Source organism: Serratia sp. NCCP-200, assembly GCF_059697885.1.
Window position 1 is genome coordinate 53,526 of sequence record NZ_BAAKUJ010000008.1, and the last position, 17,141, is coordinate 70,666.

A 17,141-nucleotide genomic window follows, 5' to 3' on the forward strand; every position below is an offset into this window, starting at 1 on the left:
GTTAATGTTTAGCAATCAAGACGTTTAGACGTCCATAACCATCAGGGAACAAGACGGAATGACAGAAAACCCGCAATTATCTGCCCTATTGGCCGCCTGCCGCTGGATCGGTGAGAAAGGCTGGTGCCCGGCAACCGGCGGCAATATGTCGCTGCGCCTTGATACCCAACATTGCCTGGTAACCGAGTCCGGCAAAGACAAGGGCAGCCTGAGCGAACAGGATTTATTGCTGGTGGAAACGGCAAACAACCATGTCCCCAGCGGCCGCACGCCTTCGGCGGAAACCGGCCTACACACGTTGATCTACCGCCTTTATCCCACTGTCGGTGCCATCCTGCATACCCATTCGGTCAATGCCACCGTGCTTTCCCGCGTGGAGAAAAGTGAAGCGCTGGTGCTGCAAGGGTATGAAATGCAGAAATCCCTCAGCGGGCAGAAGAGCCATCTCGACAGCGTCAGCATCCCCATTTTTGATAACGACCAGGATATTCCGACGCTGGCTGCGCGTGTTGCCGCATTTGCCGAGGTAACGCCCTTGCAGTACGGTTTTCTGGTGCGCGGCCACGGCTTGTATTGCTGGGGCAAACAGGTGGAGGAAGCGCGCCGCCACCTTGAAGGGCTGGAATTCCTGTTCCAGTGCGAACTGCAACGCCGTTTACTGGAGGCTAAATGATCCGCGCCATCGTCACCGATATTGAAGGCACCACCAGCGATATCCGTTTTGTGCATCAGGTGCTGTTCCCCTATGCCCGTGAGCGGCTGGGGGAGTTTATCCGCAGCCATGCCAACGACGCCGAAGTTGCGGCTCCGCTGGCGGCATTGCGTGCAGAGATTGCGCAGCCGGACGCCGATAATGAGCTGCTTATTACCACTCTTTATCGCTTTATGGACGAAGATCGCAAATCGACCGCGCTGAAGGCCTTGCAGGGCATTATCTGGCGCAGCGGTTACCTGAGCGGCGATTTTCAGGGCCATCTCTACCCGGAGGTGGCCGAACAGTTGGCCGCTTGGCAGCAGCAAGGATTGAAACTGTTCGTCTATTCCTCCGGCTCGGTTGAAGCGCAAAAGCTGCTGTTTGGTTACAGCGATGCGGGCGATCTGCAACCGCTGTTCAGTGGTTACTTTGATACGCACGTGGGGGCCAAGCGTGAAAGCCAGTCGTATCAGAATATCGCTAAGGCTATTGGCCTGGAGCCAACTGAACTGTTGTTCCTGTCCGATATCCATCAGGAACTGGACGCGGCGCGGCTGGCGGGTTGGCACACTTGCCAACTGATCCGTGACGCTGCCGATCCACAAAGCCAGCACCGGCAGGTTAACCGTTTTGATCACATCGAGTTAGGGGAGTTTGTCTAATGAGTGGATTGACCATTTTTAGCGATAAAGAGCCGCAGCAGCCGTTATGGCAGAGCCAGGATGCACAGGCTATTCAGCAGCAGTTGGCGCAGATTGGCGTACGTTTTGAGCGCTGGCAGGCCGATCGTGAGTTGGGCGAGAGCCCACAGCCAGAAGCGGTGATTGCCGCCTATCAGCATGAGATCGACCGGCTGGTGGCGGAAAAGGGTTACCAGAGCTGGGATGTGATCAGCATGCGTCCAGACAACGCCCAGCGTGAAGTGCTGCGGGAAAAATTCCTGGCCGAGCATACTCATGGCGAGGATGAAGTGCGCTTCTTTGTTGAAGGGGCGGGGCTGTTTTGCCTGCATCTGGAAGGCAAAATCTTCCAAATCCTGTGCGAGAAGAACGACCTGATCTCGGTGCCGGCCAATACCCGCCACTGGTTTGATATGGGCTCGGCCCCCAACTTCACCGCCATCCGCGTATTTGATAATCCGGAAGGTTGGGTGGCCCATTTCACCGGCGACCAGATTGCCGAGGCATATCCAAAGCTAGATTGAGGGGCAAAAGGTTATGCCAATGCGCGTTGGAAAATGCCGTCGGCAACCTGCTCTGGCGTAATGACGCCGCTATCCAACACCCAGCCGCTGATTAATGCTGCTGGAGTGACATCGAATGCCGGGTTGTAGGTTGGCGCATTGAGCGGTGCCCACTGGCAGGAACCAAAGCTACCGCTGACCCCCGTCACTTCCTCTGCCGCGCGCTGTTCGATAGGAATGGCCGCGCCGTTCGGGCAATGAGGATCGTGCGTGGTGTGTGGGGCGGCCACGTAAAACGGAATACGGTGGTAATGGGCCAGCACCGCCAGGCTGTAAGTGCCGATTTTATTGGCCACGTCACCGTTGGCCGCAATGCGGTCTGCGCCTACCCAGACGGCATCGACCTGGCCCGTAGCCATCAGGCTGGCGGCCATGGAATCGCAGATCAAGCGGTAAGGAATGCCCAGCTCACCCAGTTCCCAGGCGGTAAGGCGGCCCCCTTGCAGCAACGGACGAGTTTCATCGATCCAAACCTGGGCGATCTTGCCTTGCTGATGCGCTCGCAATAGAACGCCAATCGCCGTGCCCACGCCCGCCGTCGCCAGTCCCCCGGTGTTGCAATGGGTGAGCAGGCGACTGCCCGGTTTCACCCACTCGGCCCCGTTATCGGCGATGCGATCGCACAGGGTCCGATCTTCCTCTACCAGGCGTAGCGCCTCTTTGGCCATCGCGCTCACCCAATCTGGTTGTGCCAAAGCCTGCTTCATACGATCCAGATTGTTCATCAGGTTCACCGCGGTCGGGCGTGAGGAGCGTAGCGTCTGTAATGCCTGCTCCAACTCTGCCTGCGACAGGCCACGCTCGGCCAACAGGGCGAGCAGCAGGCTGGCAGACAGCCCGATCAACGGTGCGCCACGCACCCGCAGGGCGCGGATATGCCCAACCAATTCGTCCACGCTGTCGCAGGGCAGCCAGCACGTTTCCTGCGGCAAAGCTTGCTGGTCGAGGATCTGGAGGTGGTTGTCTTGCAGGCTCAGGCTGGTGGTGTTAAGTGCTTGCATCAGTGGTTAAATCCTTGTGTGTTTCTTATTGCATCTGTGAACCCATTCTGCCAACATGACATCCGGATGTATAGACGTCCAAACGCTTTTGCGGCTAAAAATAAAAAAATCATCGCTATGGGAAAGAACAGAGGGGTTGGGGGATGTCACAATATCGTACGTTTACTGCTGCCGATGCCGTTGAATACGCGCGCCAATATGGTCAACTGGCCGATCCACAGGCGCTGGTGAGCGCCGACGAGATCGGTGATGGCAATCTGAACCTGGTGTTTAAAATCCGTGATGCTGACGGCGTCAGCCGGGTGATTGTCAAACAGGCGCTGCCGTACGTGCGTTGCGTGGGGGAATCCTGGCCGTTGACGCTGGATCGGGCGCGTATCGAAGCGGAAACGCTGCTGATCCACGGGGCGCTGTGCCCGCGCCACACGGTGCAGGTGCTGCATCATGATCCTGAGCTGGCGGTGATGGTGCAAGAAGATCTCTCTGACCATCACATCTGGCGCAGCGAACTGGTTAAGGGGCGTTACTATCCGCTGGCTGCCGGGCAACTGGCGGAATACCTGGCGCAAACGCTGTTCCACACCTCTGATTTTTACCAGACCGCACAGCTGAAAAAGGCCGAAGTCAGCCGTTTCACCAACCCGGAGCTGTGCCAGATCACCGAAGATCTGTTTTTCTGCGATCCTTACCAGGATCATGAGCGTAATCAGTTTGACGAGGCGCTGTTGCCGCAGGTGCAGGCGCTACGCAATGACGCGGCGCTGAAGTTGGCGGTGGCCGGGCTGAAACATCGTTTCCTGAGCAAGGCCGAAGCGCTGCTGCACGGTGATATTCACAGCGGTTCGATCTTTGTCGCGGAAGGCAAGCTGAAGGCGATCGACGCCGAGTTCGGCTTCTACGGGCCGATCGGCTTTGATATTGGCACTGCATTGGGCAACCTGCTGCTGAACTATTGCGGGTTACCTGGGCTGTTTGGCCCGCGTGATGCGGCGGCTGGGCGTGAGCAGCGGTTGCAGGATGTGCGTGAGCTGTGGCTGATCTTTGCCGATCGCTTTCTGGCGCTGTGTCACCAACATAGTCGTGATGCAACGCTGGCGCTGCCGGGCTATGCCGAGCAGTTCCTGCAACAGGTATGGACGGATGCGGTGGGCTACTGCGGTACGGAGCTGATACGCCGCACTATCGGGCTGGCGCACGTGGCCGATCTGGACAGTATCACCGATGTGGAAATGCGTGCCGAATGTCAGCGCAACGCCCTCAATCTGGGCCGAGCGCTGATCGTCAACGCGCCGCACATAGAACACATCGATGCCTTGCTGGCCCGTATCCGCCAACATGGCTGAGCCAATCTGAATCTGCAATGAAAAAGGGGCGATCCTTAACGGTATCGCCCCTTTGGCATTTACGGCCGCTGAACGTTATGCTGCTTCAGTCTGCTTCTGGCGTTTTTCCAGCTTTACTGGCTTTACCGGCTGCTGCGCCGCCAGCGCGTCTGGCGCAAAGTCATCAACGTTGATTGAACGCAGACGGCTCTCTTCCGCTTTCACCAGGATCTTGGCTTCGTCGGCGCTGATTTTGCCTTCATCCAGTGCACGCTGTGCCAGACGATCCAGACGGGTGAACGGCAGGTTCTTACCCGCTTGCTTGCACAGGCGCTGGTGGATAGGTTCTGCGGCTATCACGTCCAGCAGCGCGGCTTCCAGCAGGCCAACCGGGTTGTGCTCGCTTGGCGTCAGGTATTGGCCACGGCCAAGGCGGCTACGGGTGGCAGAAGGCTGTTGGATAATCTTCGCCAACTGATGGTCAAGCTTATCCGAAGGTGCGGTATGCACGCGACCGAATGGGAACACCACCAGGCGCATCACCCCGGCGATAAAGCGGTTAGGGAAGTTGCGCAGCAAATCGTCCAGCGCTTGCTCTGCCTGGTTCAGGCTGTCTTGCACGCCCCAGTGAACCAGTGGCAGATCTTCTTTCTGACGCCCTTCATCTTCAAAACGTTTCAGCGTGGCCGAGGCCAGGTACATCTGGCTCAGCACGTCACCCAGACGGGCAGAGATACGCTCGCGGCGCTTCAGGCTACCGCCCAGCACGCCCATGGAAACGTCAGACAGCAACGCCAGGTTGGCGCTCAGACGGTTGAGCTGCTGATAGTAGCGGCGTGTAGCATCTTTGGTTGGCGTGCTGCTGGTGCGGCCATTGGTCAGGCCAAGCCACAGGCTGCGCATTTTGCTGCTGCCGACGTGGCCGAGGTGGCCAAACAGAGCCTGGTCGAAGCTGTGTAGATCGTTGTTCTGCGCGGCTGCCATTTCGGTCAGTACATAAGGATGGCAGCGGATCGCGCCCTGGCCGAAGATCATCATGGTACGGGTCAGGATATTGGCACCTTCTACCGTGATGGCGATTGGCGCGCCCTGGTAGGCACGGGCCAGGAAGTTGGCTTCGCCCAGCATGATGCCTTTACCGCCGGTGATATCCATCGCATCAATGATGGCCTGCTGGCCACGGTGGGTACAATGGTATTTCACGATGGCAGACAGCACCGCAGGTTTTTCGCCCTGCATCAACGCATAGGTGATCAGCGAGGCGGCTGCATCCATTACGTAGGTGTTACCGGCAATACGTGCCAGTGGTTCTTCAATCCCTTCCATCTTACCGATAGAGATTTTGAACTGGCGGCGAATATGGGCGTAAGCACCGGTCGCCAAAGCCACCGATTTCAGGCTGCCGGTGGAGTTGGACGGCAGTGTGATACCACGGCCAACCGACAGGCATTCAACCAGCATTCGCCAGCCTTGACCGGCCATTTTTGGCCCGCCAATGATGTAATCGATCGGCACGAACACGTCGTTGCCGCGGGTTGGGCCATTCTGGAACGGCACGTTGAGCGGGAAGTGACGGTTACCGATCTCTACCCCTGGGGTGTTGGTTGGGATCAACGCACAGGTGATCCCGGGGGATTCGTTATCGCTCAGCAGGCGGCTTGGGTCATGCAGCTTGAAGGCCAGCCCCAGTACGGTGGCAATCGGCGCCAGGGTAATGTAGCGCTTGTTCCAGGTCAGGCGCATGCCCAGCACCTGCTTGCCTTGCCATTCGCCCATGCACACGGTGCCTACGTCCGGGATGGCCCCAGCGTCGGAACCTGCTTCTGGGCTGGTCAGGGCGAAACAAGGAATTTCGTCGCCGCGCGCCAGGCCTGGCAGATAGTGATCTTTCTGTTCTTCAGTGCCGTAATGTTGCAGCAGTTCGCCTGGGCCGAGGGAGTTAGGCACGCCGACGGTGATCGCCAGAATACCTGAGACACCCGCCAGTTTTTGCAGGACGCGGGCCTGAGCATAAGGGGAGAATTCCAGCCCGCCGTACTCTTTCTTGATGATCATCGCAAAGAAGCGGTGCTCTTTCAGATAGGCCCACAGCTCCGGCGGCAGATCGGCCAGTTCGTGGGTGATCTCGAAGTCATTGGCCATGCGGCAGGCTTCTTCTACCGGGCCGTCGATAAAGGCTTGCTCTTCTTCCGTCAGCTTAGGCTGCGGATAGTTGTGCAGCTTGTTCCAATCCGGTTGGCCGCGGAACAGATCGCCCTCCCACCAGGTGGTCCCGGCGTCGATGGCTTCTTTTTCCGTGGTGGACATTGGCGGCATCACTTTGCGGAAAGCGCGCAGTGCAGGGGCAGAAAGCAGCGAGCGGCGCAGCGAAACGATGTTCAGCGGCAGCAGCACGATTGCCAGCGGTACCAGCATCCAGTAGGTCCAGAGGCCGATAGCGCCCATGGCCGCAGTAAAGGCCAACAGCAGCAGACTGCTGAGAGCCAGGTTCACTCGGTGATAAAACACCACACCAATGAGCGCGAGTAGAACAACGATACTAAGAACCATCATAAGAAGCTCCGAAGTAGTAAGAGGTCTGACCTGTTGTGTATATCTAATGGTTTTAGTCCATACCCATTTTTTTATCAATGTATTTACACTTTAATTACAACTTGAGTCACAAACTGACAGCATCAATTGTCAAAAAATCGCCGGGTCGGTTCACACTAGCGCTGTTTGCTTCGCAACGCTTCTAGGTTTTTCTGCAATCCGTTACACTGCAAGACGAAAGATTGACGATGCCACCGCACAACTTGAGGCGATCTCTATGTACCACGATTTAATTCGCAGTGAACTGAATGAAGCGGCTGATACTCTGGCGAAATTCCTCAGCGATGACGCCAACATTGATACTATCCAACGCGCGGCAGTGCTGCTGGCGGACTCCTTTAAAGCCGGCGGGAAAGTGATTTCCTGCGGTAACGGTGGCTCGCATTGTGATGCGATGCACTTCGCAGAAGAGCTGACTGGCCGCTACCGTGAGAATCGCCCGGGCTATCCGGCCATCGCGATTTCTGACGTTAGCCACCTGTCCTGCGTCAGCAATGATTTTGGCTATGAATACGTGTTTTCCCGCTATGTGGAATCCGTAGGCCGCGAAGGCGACGTGCTGTTGGGGATCTCCACCTCCGGCAACTCTGGCAACATCATCAAAGCCATTGAAGCAGCCCGTGCCAAGGGGATGAAAGTGATCACCCTGACCGGCAAAGACGGTGGCAAAATGGCCGGTAGCGCCGACGTGGAAATCCGCGTACCGCACTTTGGCTACGCCGACCGTATCCAGGAAATCCATATCAAAGCGATCCACATCTTGATCCTGTTGATCGAAAAAGAGATGGTTAAGGCTTAATAGCGAGATCAGCATTAAATCTAGGGCGTGGCTTAAAGCTGCGCCCTTATACCAATGTCAGTAGTCCTCAAGGGGTGGCAATCGATGTGTGAACTGCTCGGGATGAGCGCCAACGTACCAACCGACATCTGCTTTAGCTTTACCGGGCTGGTACAGCGCGGTGGCCGAACCGGGCCACATAAAGATGGCTGGGGCATTACCTTCTATGAAGGCAACGGCTGTCGCACATTCAAGGATCCCCAACCCAGCTTTAATTCACCTATTGCCCGCCTGGTGCAGGAATACCCGATCAAGTCCTGTGCCGTGGTTTCCCACATCCGCCAAGCTAATCGCGGTGAAGTGGCTCTGGAAAATACCCATCCCTTTACCCGTGAGCTGTGGGGCCGCAACTGGACTTACGCTCACAATGGGCAGTTGAAAGGTTATCGCCAACTGGCGACTGGCAATTTCCGCCCGGTAGGGCAGACCGACAGTGAATATGCCTTCTGCTGGCTGTTACACCAGCTGGCACTGAAATACCCACGCACTCCCAGCAACTGGCCAGCCGTATTTCGCTATATCGCGTTATTGGCCGATCGGCTCAGAGAGAAAGGGGTATTTAATATGCTGTTGTCAGATGGGCGCTTTGTAATGGCCTATTGCTCTACCAACCTTTACTGGATCACCCGGCGAGCCCCCTTTGGCAAAGCCACTTTGCTCGATCAGGACGTAGAGATTGATTTTCAGCGGCAGACCACGCCGGATGACGTGGTCACGGTCATTGCGACCCAACCGCTGACGGGCAATGAAACCTGGCACAAGATTGCACCAGGCGAGTTTGCTTTATTTCACTACGGTGAGCGGCTGGCTGCGGGCGAACGGGTTGTTGCTGGTCTCAATCGTTGAGGCGTACTGCGTTGGCTGACCGCTGCCAATCACCGGCTGTGCCAACACATATTGGCCGTTGGTCACGCTAACCAGCGGTGGCTGACGGTTTTTAACGAAGTAGTCATAGCCCGGTTTCAACTGACGCCAGAAGCTGATGTAGGTTGAAGAACGGTGGCGTTGCAGATTCTGTTCGGTCATGCGGAACGGATAAATGCTGATGTCCACCCGGCTTTGCCCATGGGCAAACGCCGCCTCAACGTAACGATAGATATCGTCCATATAGGTGTTGGTCATCGCGTAGCAACCAATTGATTTGCATTCCCCGTGGATCATCAGATAGGCACCGGAATAGCCTTGTGCTTTATCGTAATCATTAGGGAAACCGATATTGATGGCGCGATAATATTTGCTGTCTGGTTTCAGATGGCGGGTGTCGACGCTATAAAAGCCTTCGGGGCTTTTAAAATCCCCTTCACGGCGCTTCGGACCAAGCCCTCCGGAGAAGTTACAGATAGGAAAGCTATTCACCAGACGGAATTCGTTACCCATCTTGGCGTACAACTCCAGCTTGCGCTCTTCTTTGAATATCTGGATATAGACCGGTGAACCTAATAACTGCTGTGCAACCAAAGGGGACTGGGGAGCCGGGGCTGGCTCACTGGCGCTGCACGCCGTGATCAGTGGCGTACAAAATAGCATCGCAAACAACAGCGCGATTTTGCTCATTCTTAATTTATCCTGCTTATATTTATTTGCTGGTTGAGAGAACGCAGCCAGCATGCCACTGACGAGATTTCGTATTTAACCCCGTCAGATTACCAGCGTGTTGTTTTTTAGCAATATGCGAAGTGTATAAAAAAACTACAATCATCGGTAAAAGTGAAATGAACTCACGTTTTTAACGAGTAGTGTCAAGGTATAACAGCTGTTTAATTGCATTTCCTCGACTCAGGTCACTAGATAGCACGGAAAAATTCCGTCGAAAATGTTAATATCTTGCCCATGCTGCAGCGTTATTAATCGGTGATCAGTACGGGGATATTGTGTGAAATAGCAACAATCCTACCATCGTTGATAGCAATGTTTTAACATTTTGCGGTATTGGTTTAATCATTGGCCTGGATGTCAGCGGTCAGTGTGAATATTCAAGTTGAGCATGAGATCATCGTGTTCATCCGGAGGGGGCTTGGGCCACCTCATCATCCTGCATGCTTTGTGCCTGCCTCTGGGTTGGTTGGGCGTGTGAAAATTCAAAACATCGTATAAATCCTATGATCAAAATAAAAAAAGGGTTAGATCTGCCAATCGCTGGGGCGCCTTCGCAGGCGATCCAGGATGGTCCAGCGGTCACGCAAGTGGCGCTGCTCGGCCAGGAATATGTTGGTATGCGCCCCTCCATGTTGGTACAGGTTGGCGATCGCGTTAAAAAAGGCCAGGCGCTGTTTGAAGATAAGAAGATCCCTGGGGTTTTCTTCACGGCACCGGCCAGCGGGCAGATCGCCGCTATCAATCGCGGCGAACGCCGCATGCTGCAATCGGTGGTGATTGACATCGACAATGGCGGCGAAGAGCAGGTGGAACTGGCCTATTATCAGCAGGCCGATTTGCCGATGCTGGAGCGCCAACAGGTTGAAAGCGATCTGATCGCCAGTGGCCTGTGGACCGCACTGCGTACTCGCCCATTCAGCAGAACCCCCCGGCCAGGCACTTCACCGCGCGCTATTTTCGTCAGCGCTATCGATACTCAGCCGCTGGCAGCGGATCCGTTGGTGATCATCAACGAGCAATTGGCGGCATTTAATGCCGGGCTGACGGTATTGGCACGCCTGACAGACGGTAAGGTACATGTCTGCCACGCAGCGGGTACGCGGCTGGATACGGCTGCCGGCGCGCAGATTGATTACAACGAGTTTGCCGGCCCGCACCCTGCGGGGTTGGTGGGCACGCATATTCACTTCCTGGAGCCGGTCAGCCTGAAGAAGACCGTTTGGCATATCGGTTATCAGGACGTGATCGCCATCGGCACCCTGTTTACTGCCGGTAAGCTGGATACCCAGCGCGTGGTCGCCCTGGCGGGGCCACAGGTGGAACAGCCGGTGCTGCTGCGCACTTGTTTGGGGGCCAGCCTGGATCAACTGACGGCGGGCCGCCTGAAGGCCGGTGAGAACCGGGTGATTTCCGGCTCGGTGCTGAGCGGTTTCCATGCCAGCGGCCCGAGTGCCTGGCTTGGCCGTTTCCACAATCAGGTTTCGGTATTGTTGGAAGGCCGGGAGAAAGAGCTGTTCGGCTGGATTGCTCCGGCATCGGACAAGTTCTCCATCACCCGTACCACGCTGGGCCATTTCCTCAAGCACAAGCTGTTCGCTTTCTCCACCACCACCAACGGCGGTGAGCGTTCGATGGTGCCGATCGGCAATTATGAGCGGGTGATGCCGCTGGATATTCTGCCGACCCATCTGCTGCGCGATCTGCTGGCGGGCGATACGGACAGTGCCCAGGCGCTGGGCTGTCTGGAGCTGGATGAAGAAGATCTGGCGTTGTGTACCTTCGTTTGCCCCGGCAAGTATGAATATGGCCCGGTGCTGCGCGAAGTGCTGACCAAGATTGAGCAGGAAGGATAACCGATGGGCCTGAAGAATTTTTTTGACAAGATTGAGCATCACTTCACGCCGGGCGGCAAGCTGGAAAAGTGGTACCCGCTGTTTGAAGCGACGGCGACGGTGTTCTACACGCCCGGCACGGTAACGCGCGGTGCCTCGCACGTACGTGATGCCATCGATCTGAAACGCATGATGATCCTGGTGTGGCTGGCGGTGTTCCCGGCCATGTTCTGGGGCATGTATAACGTGGGCCAGCAGACCATTCCTGCACTGCACCATCTGTACAGCGGCGATCAGCTGCAACAGGTGCTGGCGGGGGACTGGCATTACTGGCTGGCACAGATGCTTGGGGCAACGCTCGGCGCCGATGCTGGCTGGATCAGCAAGATGGTGCTCGGTGCAACCTACTTCGTGCCGATCTACGCCGTGGTATTCCTGGTGGGCGGCTTCTGGGAAGTGGTGTTTGCGATGGTACGCAAACATGAGATCAACGAAGGCTTCTTCGTCACCTCCATTCTGTTTGCCCTGATTGTGCCGCCAACCCTGCCGTTATGGCAGGCCGCGCTGGGTATCAGCTTTGGTGTGGTAGTCGCCAAAGAGATCTTCGGCGGTACCGGGCGTAACTTCCTCAACCCGGCGTTGGCGGGGCGAGCCTTCCTGTTCTTTGCCTATCCGGCGCAGATTTCCGGCGATCTGGTGTGGACTGCGGCAGACGGCTTTTCCGGTGCGACACCGTTGGCGCAATGGAGCGTCGGTGGAGTTCACAGCCTGACCAACGTCACCACCGGCCAGTCCATCAGTTGGATGGATGCGTTTATCGGTAACATTCCTGGTTCGATCGGGGAAGTCTCAACCCTGATGATCCTGATCGGCGGGGCGATTATCCTGTTTGGCCGTGTCGCTTCCTGGCGCATCGTGGCTGGCGTGATGATCGGCATGATCGCCACGGCGTATCTGTTCAATGCCATCGGCTCAACCACCAACCCGATGTTCGCCATGCCTTGGTACTGGCATCTGGTGCTGGGTGGCTTTGCCTTCGGTATGGTGTTTATGGCTACCGACCCGGTTTCCGCCTCGTTTACCAACAAAGGGAAGTGGTGGTACGGCATCCTGATCGGCGTGATGTGCGTGCTGATACGGGTGGTCAACCCGGCCTATCCGGAAGGCATGATGCTGGCGATCCTGTTCGCCAACCTGTTCGCACCGCTGTTCGATTACCTGGTGGTGCAGGCCAACATCAAGCGGAGAAAAGCACGTGGCGAATGAATCTAAAAATGACAGCATTGGCAAAACGCTGCTGGTAGTGCTGCTGCTGTGTCTGGTGTGTTCTGTGGTGGTCGCGGGTTCCGCTGTTGGGTTGCAATCCAGACAGCAGGAACAGCGGTTGCTGGATAAGCAGCGCAACATCCTGGACGTAGCCGGTTTACTGCAACCGGGGATGACTGGCGAACAGGTGAAAGCCACCTTTAGCAAGCGCATCGAACCGCGTTTGCTGGATCTGGACAGCGGTGAGTTTGTGCCTGGCGATGCGGGCGCCTTCGATCTGGCCGCCGCGCTACGCAGCGATGCCAAGAGCCGGGCGTTGACCGCCGAGCAGGATCTGGCTGGTATCCGCCGCCGTAGCAATCAGGCGGAAATCTACCTGGTGCGCGACGAAAGCGGCGCGGTGGACAAGATTGTGCTGCCGGTTTACGGCACTGGCCTATGGTCGATGATGTACGCCTTTGTCGCGTTAGATGCCGATGGCAATACGGTGCGTGGGCTGAGTTTTTACGAACACGGCGAAACCCCGGGGCTGGGCGGCGAGATCCAGAACGCCAGCTGGCGCGCGCAGTGGATCGGCAAGCAGTTGTTTGATGACAACGGCAACCCGGCTATCCGCATTGTGAAGGGCGGAGCACGGCAAGGGGATATCCACGGTGTGGATGGCCTGTCCGGCGCGACGCTGACCGCTAACGGCGTACAGCATACGTTTAATTTCTGGTTGGGCGAGCACGGCTTTGGCCCATTCCTGCAGAAAGTTCGTGAAGGAGCGCTGAAAAATGGCTGATTCCAAAGAGGTTAAACGGGTCCTGCTGGGGCCGCTGTTTGACAACAACCCGATCGCGCTGCAGGTGCTTGGCGTCTGTTCGGCGCTGGCGGTGACCACCAAGCTGGAAACGGCGGTGGTGATGACGATTGCGGTCACCCTGGTCACCGCGTTTTCCAGCTTCTTTATTTCGCTGATCCGCCACCATATCCCCAACAGCGTGCGCATCATCGTGCAGATGACGATCATCGCCTCGCTGGTGATCGTGGTCGATCAGTTGCTGCGTGCCTATGCGTTTGAAATCTCCAAACAGCTTTCGGTGTTCGTCGGGCTGATCATCACCAACTGTATCGTGATGGGCCGCGCCGAGGCGTACGCCATGAAGTCGCCGCCGATTGAGAGCTTTATGGACGGTATCGGCAACGGGCTGGGCTACGGCGTGATCCTGATCCTGGTGGGCTTCCTGCGCGAACTGGTCGGCTCGGGCAAGCTGTTTGGCATTACGGTGCTGGAAACGGTGCAGAACGGCGGCTGGTATCAGCCCAACGGCCTGTTCCTGCTGGCGCCGAGTGCGTTCTTTATCATCGGCCTGCTGATTTGGGGACTGCGTTCCCTCAAGCCAGCGCAGATAGAAAAGGAGTAACCGCCGATGGCTCACTATATCAGCCTGTTTGTGCGTGCGGTGTTCGTTGAGAACATGGCGCTGGCGTTCTTCCTGGGGATGTGTACCTTCCTGGCGGTGTCGAAGAAGGTCTCCACCTCGTTTGGCTTGGGGATTGCCGTGACGCTGGTCCTTGGCATCTCGGTACCGGTCAACAACCTGGTCTATAACCTGATCCTGCGTGACGGGGCGCTGGTGGAAGGTGTCGACCTGAGCTTCCTCAACTTCATCACCTTTATCGGCGTGATCGCGGCGTTGGTGCAGATCCTGGAGATGATCCTCGATCGCTTCTTCCCGGCGCTCTACAACGCCTTGGGGATCTTCCTGCCGTTGATCACGGTGAACTGTGCCATCTTCGGCGGCGTGTCGTTCATGGTGCAGCGTGATTACAACTTTATGGAATCCGTGGTGTATGGCTTCGGCTCCGGCACCGGCTGGATGTTGGCGATTGTCGCCATGGCGGGGATCCGTGAAAAACTGAAGTATGCCGATGTGCCAGCCGGGTTGCGTGGCCTGGGCATTACCTTTATTACCACCGGATTGATGGCATTGGGCTTTATGTCGTTCTCCGGCGTCCAGTTGTAAAGGCAGGAAGCATTTATGGAAATTATTTTAGGTGTGGTGATGTTTACCTGCATCGTGATGGTGCTGGCGTTACTGATCCTGTTTGCCAAATCCAAGTTGGTGAACACCGGTGACATTGCCGTTGAGGTTAACGGCGATCAAGACAAGAGTTTTACCGCCCCAGCGGGGGACAAGCTGCTGAACATGCTGTCCAGCCAGGGGATCTTTGTTTCCTCGGCCTGTGGCGGCGGCGGCTCCTGCGGCCAGTGCCGGGTGGTGATCAAAGAGGGCGGCGGCGATATTCTGCCAACCGAACTTTCCCATATCAGCAAGCGTGAAGCCAAAGAGGGCTGCCGCCTGGCGTGCCAGGTTAACGTGAAGCAGAACCTGAAAATCGAGCTGCCGGAAGAGATCTTCGGCGTGAAGAAATGGGACTGCGAGGTGATCTCCAACGATAACAAAGCCACCTTTATCAAAGAGCTGAAACTGCGCATTCCGGATGGGGAAGATGTACCTTTCCGCGCTGGCGGCTTTATCCAGATCGAAGCGCCCGAGCATGAAGTCAGCTATGCCGATTTTGACGTGCCGCAGGAATACCGTGGCGACTGGGATAAATTCAATCTGTTCCGCTACCGTTCGGTAGTCAAAGAGCCGACGGTACGCGCCTATTCAATGGCCAACTATCCCGATGAGAAAGGCATCATCATGCTCAACGTGCGTATCGCTACGCCGCCACCGAGCAACCCGGACGTGCCGCCGGGCATTATGTCTTCCTATATCTGGTCGCTGAAAGCGGGGGATAAGGTGACCATCTCCGGGCCGTTTGGCGAGTTCTTTGCCAAAGACACCGACGCCGAGATGGTCTTTATCGGCGGCGGGGCCGGTATGGCGCCGATGCGTTCACACATCTTCGATCAGTTGAAGCGCCTGAAGTCGAAGCGCAAGATCACCTTCTGGTACGGTGCGCGTTCCTTGCGTGAGATGTTCTATGAGGACGACTTTAACCACCTGCAAGAAGAGAATGAAAACTTCACCTGGCATGTGGCGCTCTCCGATCCACAGCCAGAGGATAACTGGACGGGCTACACCGGCTTTATTCATAATGTCCTGCTGGAAAATTATCTGCGTAACCATCCAGCGCCGGAAGATTGTGAATTCTATATGTGTGGGCCACCGATGATGAACGCGGCGGTGATCAAGATGCTGAAGGACTTGGGCGTGGAAGATGAAAACATCATGCTCGATGACTTTGGTGGTTAAATGCGAGCTGCAGGTGGCGATGGAATGAAGGCTTGGATGATGGCGGTGGCGCTGGCCACCGCAGTATTGCTGACCGGTTGTAAACCGCAGCAGGAAAACCTGCGTGGCAAAACCATGGGCACGTCGTACTCGATCAGTTATCTCCCTGGGGACGGAACACCTTCGGTGGCAACGCTGCAAGCGGAGATCGACAAACGGCTGGTGCAGGTTAACGATCAGATGTCGACCTATCAACCTGATTCCGAGCTGAGCCGCTTTAACGCCAGCCGGGAAGTGGACAAGCCTTTCCCGGTTTCTGCTGCCACCACGGAAGTGGTGCTGGAAGCGCTGCGCATCAACCGTGTGACCGACGGCGCGCTGGACGTGACCGTCGGGCCGCTGGTGAACCTGTGGGGTTTTGGCCCGGAAGGGCGGTCGGATAAAGTGCCGAGCGCCACCGAGTTGGAACAGCGCCGCAACTGGACGGGGATCGACAAGCTGGCGGTGGAAGGCAATGCGCTGGTGAAACGCATTCCTGAACTGTATGTCGACCTTTCTTCCATTGCCAAAGGCTACGGCGTTGATGTGGTTGCCCATTACCTGCAATCGCAGCACGTCAAAAACTACATGGTTGATATTGGCGGGGAGGTTCGTACCCGTGGCCATAACGGTGAGAAGAAGCCTTGGCGCATTGCCATCGAACGGCCAATCGCCGGGGGGGAGCAGCAGGCGCAACTGGTGATCGAACCGGGTGAGATGGCGATGGCCACCTCCGGCGATTACCGAAACTACTTCGAGCAGGACGGAGTGCGCTATTCTCATACTATCGACCCACTCACCGGTAAACCGATCCGCCACAATTTAGTGTCGATCACGGTGATCAGCCCGCTGTGTATGACGGCAGACGGGCTTTCTACCGGGTTAAACGTGATGGGGCCGGAGCGGGGTATGGCGCTGGCCAACCTGCTGGGGATCCCGGTGTTTATGATCGTGAAAACCGCCAAGGGGTTTGAGGAGCGCTATTCCGACGCGTTCAAACCCTATCTGAAGAAAGGGTAGACGTTATGTTGACGATGTTCGCTGCATCCTTTGTGCTGTTTCTGCTGGTGGTTGGCGGGATGTCGCTGGGCTATGTGTTCAAGCGTAAAACCTTGCAGGGCAGCTGTGGCGGCATTACCGCGCTGGGGGTGGAGAAGGTCTGCGACTGCCCGGAGCCTTGCGATGCGCGCAAAAAGCGTATGGCGAAGGAAGCGCAACGCCGCGAGATGCTGGAAAAACATCGGATCCTCTAGCCGCTCGGGATTTCCTACACAGGGGCGCTGCACAGCCCCTCACCCCAACCCTCTCCCAATGTACATACCGAGTACCTCATGAACACTTGTTTGGGGAGAGGGGGCTAGTGCGGAGTTGCGGTCAGGTGCGGGAGCTAATTTGTGGCACGTTCGGTCCCCTCTCCCAATGTACATACCGAGTACCTCATGAACACTTGTTTGGGGGGAGGGGGGCTAGTCCGGAGTTGCGGTCAGGTGC

The 17,141-nt window shown here is 56.7% G+C and carries 17 protein-coding genes; 14 read left to right on the forward strand and 3 right to left on the reverse strand.

The features are described from left to right. Nucleotides 1–58 precede the first annotated feature (58 nt). From AC6HVW_RS21665 to AC6HVW_RS21675, 3 genes are read left to right on the forward strand one after another with little or no spacing between them, the layout of a single operon-like run. Nucleotides 59–673 (forward strand): methylthioribulose 1-phosphate dehydratase, encoded by a 615-nt coding sequence (locus tag AC6HVW_RS21665; RefSeq protein ID WP_071682863.1) that lies wholly within the window; start codon nucleotides 59–61, stop codon nucleotides 671–673. Next, on the forward strand, nucleotides 670–1,356 hold the full coding sequence (gene mtnC / locus AC6HVW_RS21670) for an acireductone synthase (protein ID WP_071682864.1): 687 nt from the start codon (nucleotides 670–672) through the stop codon (nucleotides 1,354–1,356). Before AC6HVW_RS21665 ends, mtnC begins: the two co-directional genes overlap by 4 nt. Further along, a complete protein-coding gene (locus AC6HVW_RS21675) occupies nucleotides 1,356–1,898 on the forward strand; it encodes a 1,2-dihydroxy-3-keto-5-methylthiopentene dioxygenase (RefSeq protein WP_021805602.1) in 543 nt (180 codons plus the stop codon). Before mtnC ends, AC6HVW_RS21675 begins: the two co-directional genes overlap by 1 nt. 11 nt (nucleotides 1,899–1,909) lie before the next feature. Here AC6HVW_RS21675 and mtnA read toward each other — a convergent pair whose 3' ends face one another. Continuing rightward, complete coding sequence (gene mtnA / locus AC6HVW_RS21680) at nucleotides 1,910–2,938, reverse strand: S-methyl-5-thioribose-1-phosphate isomerase (protein ID WP_071682865.1); 1,029 nt, start codon at nucleotides 2,936–2,938, stop codon at nucleotides 1,910–1,912. A 143-nt stretch (nucleotides 2,939–3,081) separates the two neighbouring features. Here mtnA and mtnK point away from each other — a divergent pair, with 143 nt between their 5' ends. Next, entirely contained in the window at nucleotides 3,082–4,281 is a 1,200-nt protein-coding gene (gene mtnK, locus AC6HVW_RS21685; RefSeq protein WP_071682866.1) for an S-methyl-5-thioribose kinase, read from the forward strand. Between the two features lie 75 nt (nucleotides 4,282–4,356). Here the strand turns inward: mtnK and fadE are convergent, their stop codons facing one another. After that, nucleotides 4,357–6,813, reverse strand: a complete 2,457-nt coding sequence (gene fadE, locus AC6HVW_RS21690; RefSeq protein WP_037375284.1) for an acyl-CoA dehydrogenase FadE — start codon at nucleotides 6,811–6,813, stop codon at nucleotides 4,357–4,359. A gap of 256 nt (nucleotides 6,814–7,069) precedes the next feature. Between fadE and lpcA the strand changes: the two genes are divergently transcribed. Both lpcA and AC6HVW_RS21700 read left to right on the forward strand, forming a co-directional pair. Beyond that, complete coding sequence (gene lpcA, locus AC6HVW_RS21695) at nucleotides 7,070–7,651, forward strand: D-sedoheptulose 7-phosphate isomerase (protein WP_021181931.1); 582 nt, start codon at nucleotides 7,070–7,072, stop codon at nucleotides 7,649–7,651. Between the two features lie 84 nt (nucleotides 7,652–7,735). Continuing rightward, a complete protein-coding gene (locus AC6HVW_RS21700; RefSeq protein WP_024483642.1) occupies nucleotides 7,736–8,536 on the forward strand; it encodes a class II glutamine amidotransferase in 801 nt (266 codons plus the stop codon). On the opposite strand, the gene dpaA is transcribed toward AC6HVW_RS21700, so the two are convergent. Beyond that, nucleotides 8,474–9,244, reverse strand: a complete 771-nt coding sequence (gene dpaA, locus AC6HVW_RS21705) for a peptidoglycan meso-diaminopimelic acid protein amidase (protein WP_071682867.1) — start codon at nucleotides 9,242–9,244, stop codon at nucleotides 8,474–8,476. The genes AC6HVW_RS21700 and dpaA overlap by 63 nt on opposite strands. 545 nt (nucleotides 9,245–9,789) lie before the next feature. Here dpaA and AC6HVW_RS21710 point away from each other — a divergent pair. From AC6HVW_RS21710 to nqrM, 8 genes are read left to right on the forward strand one after another with little or no spacing between them, the layout of a single operon-like run. Next, nucleotides 9,790–11,139, forward strand: a complete 1,350-nt coding sequence (locus AC6HVW_RS21710; protein ID WP_071682868.1) for a Na(+)-translocating NADH-quinone reductase subunit A — start codon at nucleotides 9,790–9,792, stop codon at nucleotides 11,137–11,139. Nucleotides 11,140–11,142: 3 nt separating this feature from the next. Then, a complete protein-coding gene (locus AC6HVW_RS21715; protein ID WP_497569663.1) occupies nucleotides 11,143–12,384 on the forward strand; it encodes an NADH:ubiquinone reductase (Na(+)-transporting) subunit B in 1,242 nt (413 codons plus the stop codon). Beyond that, the gene (locus tag AC6HVW_RS21720) at nucleotides 12,374–13,168 is read left to right on the forward strand and encodes a Na(+)-translocating NADH-quinone reductase subunit C (RefSeq protein WP_071682870.1); all 795 of its coding nucleotides are present in this window, start codon (nucleotides 12,374–12,376) and stop codon (nucleotides 13,166–13,168) included. The genes AC6HVW_RS21715 and AC6HVW_RS21720 overlap by 11 nt, the downstream gene beginning before the upstream one ends. Next, on the forward strand, nucleotides 13,161–13,790 hold the full coding sequence (locus AC6HVW_RS21725) for an NADH:ubiquinone reductase (Na(+)-transporting) subunit D (RefSeq protein ID WP_021181926.1): 630 nt from the start codon (nucleotides 13,161–13,163) through the stop codon (nucleotides 13,788–13,790). Before AC6HVW_RS21720 ends, AC6HVW_RS21725 begins: the two co-directional genes overlap by 8 nt. 6 nt (nucleotides 13,791–13,796) lie before the next feature. Next, nucleotides 13,797–14,393, forward strand: coding sequence for an NADH:ubiquinone reductase (Na(+)-transporting) subunit E (nqrE, locus tag AC6HVW_RS21730; RefSeq protein WP_021181925.1), 597 nt, complete (start codon nucleotides 13,797–13,799; stop codon nucleotides 14,391–14,393). A 15-nt stretch (nucleotides 14,394–14,408) separates the two neighbouring features. Further along, nucleotides 14,409–15,632, forward strand: coding sequence for an NADH:ubiquinone reductase (Na(+)-transporting) subunit F (nqrF, locus tag AC6HVW_RS21735; protein WP_021805594.1), 1,224 nt, complete (start codon nucleotides 14,409–14,411; stop codon nucleotides 15,630–15,632). Between the two features lie 24 nt (nucleotides 15,633–15,656). Beyond that, nucleotides 15,657–16,670: an FAD:protein FMN transferase gene (locus AC6HVW_RS21740; RefSeq protein WP_254698889.1), complete on the forward strand. Its 1,014-nt coding sequence runs from the start codon at nucleotides 15,657–15,659 to the stop codon at nucleotides 16,668–16,670. Between the two features lie 5 nt (nucleotides 16,671–16,675). Beyond that, nucleotides 16,676–16,903, forward strand: coding sequence for a (Na+)-NQR maturation NqrM (gene nqrM, locus AC6HVW_RS21745; RefSeq protein WP_021805592.1), 228 nt, complete (start codon nucleotides 16,676–16,678; stop codon nucleotides 16,901–16,903). Nucleotides 16,904–17,141: the final 238 nt, after the last annotated feature.

Coding starts and splice junctions, on each gene's coding strand:
- AC6HVW_RS21665 (WP_071682863.1), top strand. CDS start 59: ATGACAGAAAACCCGCAATTATCTGCCCTATTGGCCGCCTGCCGCTGG.
- mtnC (WP_071682864.1), top strand. CDS start 670: ATGATCCGCGCCATCGTCACCGATATTGAAGGCACCACCAGCGATATC.
- AC6HVW_RS21675 (WP_021805602.1), top strand. CDS start 1,356: ATGAGTGGATTGACCATTTTTAGCGATAAAGAGCCGCAGCAGCCGTTA.
- mtnA (WP_071682865.1), bottom strand. CDS start 2,938: ATGCAAGCACTTAACACCACCAGCCTGAGCCTGCAAGACAACCACCTC.
- mtnK (WP_071682866.1), top strand. CDS start 3,082: ATGTCACAATATCGTACGTTTACTGCTGCCGATGCCGTTGAATACGCG.
- fadE (WP_037375284.1), bottom strand. CDS start 6,813: ATGATGGTTCTTAGTATCGTTGTTCTACTCGCGCTCATTGGTGTGGTG.
- lpcA (WP_021181931.1), top strand. CDS start 7,070: ATGTACCACGATTTAATTCGCAGTGAACTGAATGAAGCGGCTGATACT.
- AC6HVW_RS21700 (WP_024483642.1), top strand. CDS start 7,736: ATGTGTGAACTGCTCGGGATGAGCGCCAACGTACCAACCGACATCTGC.
- dpaA (WP_071682867.1), bottom strand. CDS start 9,244: ATGAGCAAAATCGCGCTGTTGTTTGCGATGCTATTTTGTACGCCACTG.
- AC6HVW_RS21710 (WP_071682868.1), top strand. CDS start 9,790: ATGATCAAAATAAAAAAAGGGTTAGATCTGCCAATCGCTGGGGCGCCT.
- AC6HVW_RS21715 (WP_497569663.1), top strand. CDS start 11,143: ATGGGCCTGAAGAATTTTTTTGACAAGATTGAGCATCACTTCACGCCG.
- AC6HVW_RS21725 (WP_021181926.1), top strand. CDS start 13,161: ATGGCTGATTCCAAAGAGGTTAAACGGGTCCTGCTGGGGCCGCTGTTT.
- nqrE (WP_021181925.1), top strand. CDS start 13,797: ATGGCTCACTATATCAGCCTGTTTGTGCGTGCGGTGTTCGTTGAGAAC.
- nqrF (WP_021805594.1), top strand. CDS start 14,409: ATGGAAATTATTTTAGGTGTGGTGATGTTTACCTGCATCGTGATGGTG.
- AC6HVW_RS21740 (WP_254698889.1), top strand. CDS start 15,657: ATGAAGGCTTGGATGATGGCGGTGGCGCTGGCCACCGCAGTATTGCTG.
- nqrM (WP_021805592.1), top strand. CDS start 16,676: ATGTTGACGATGTTCGCTGCATCCTTTGTGCTGTTTCTGCTGGTGGTT.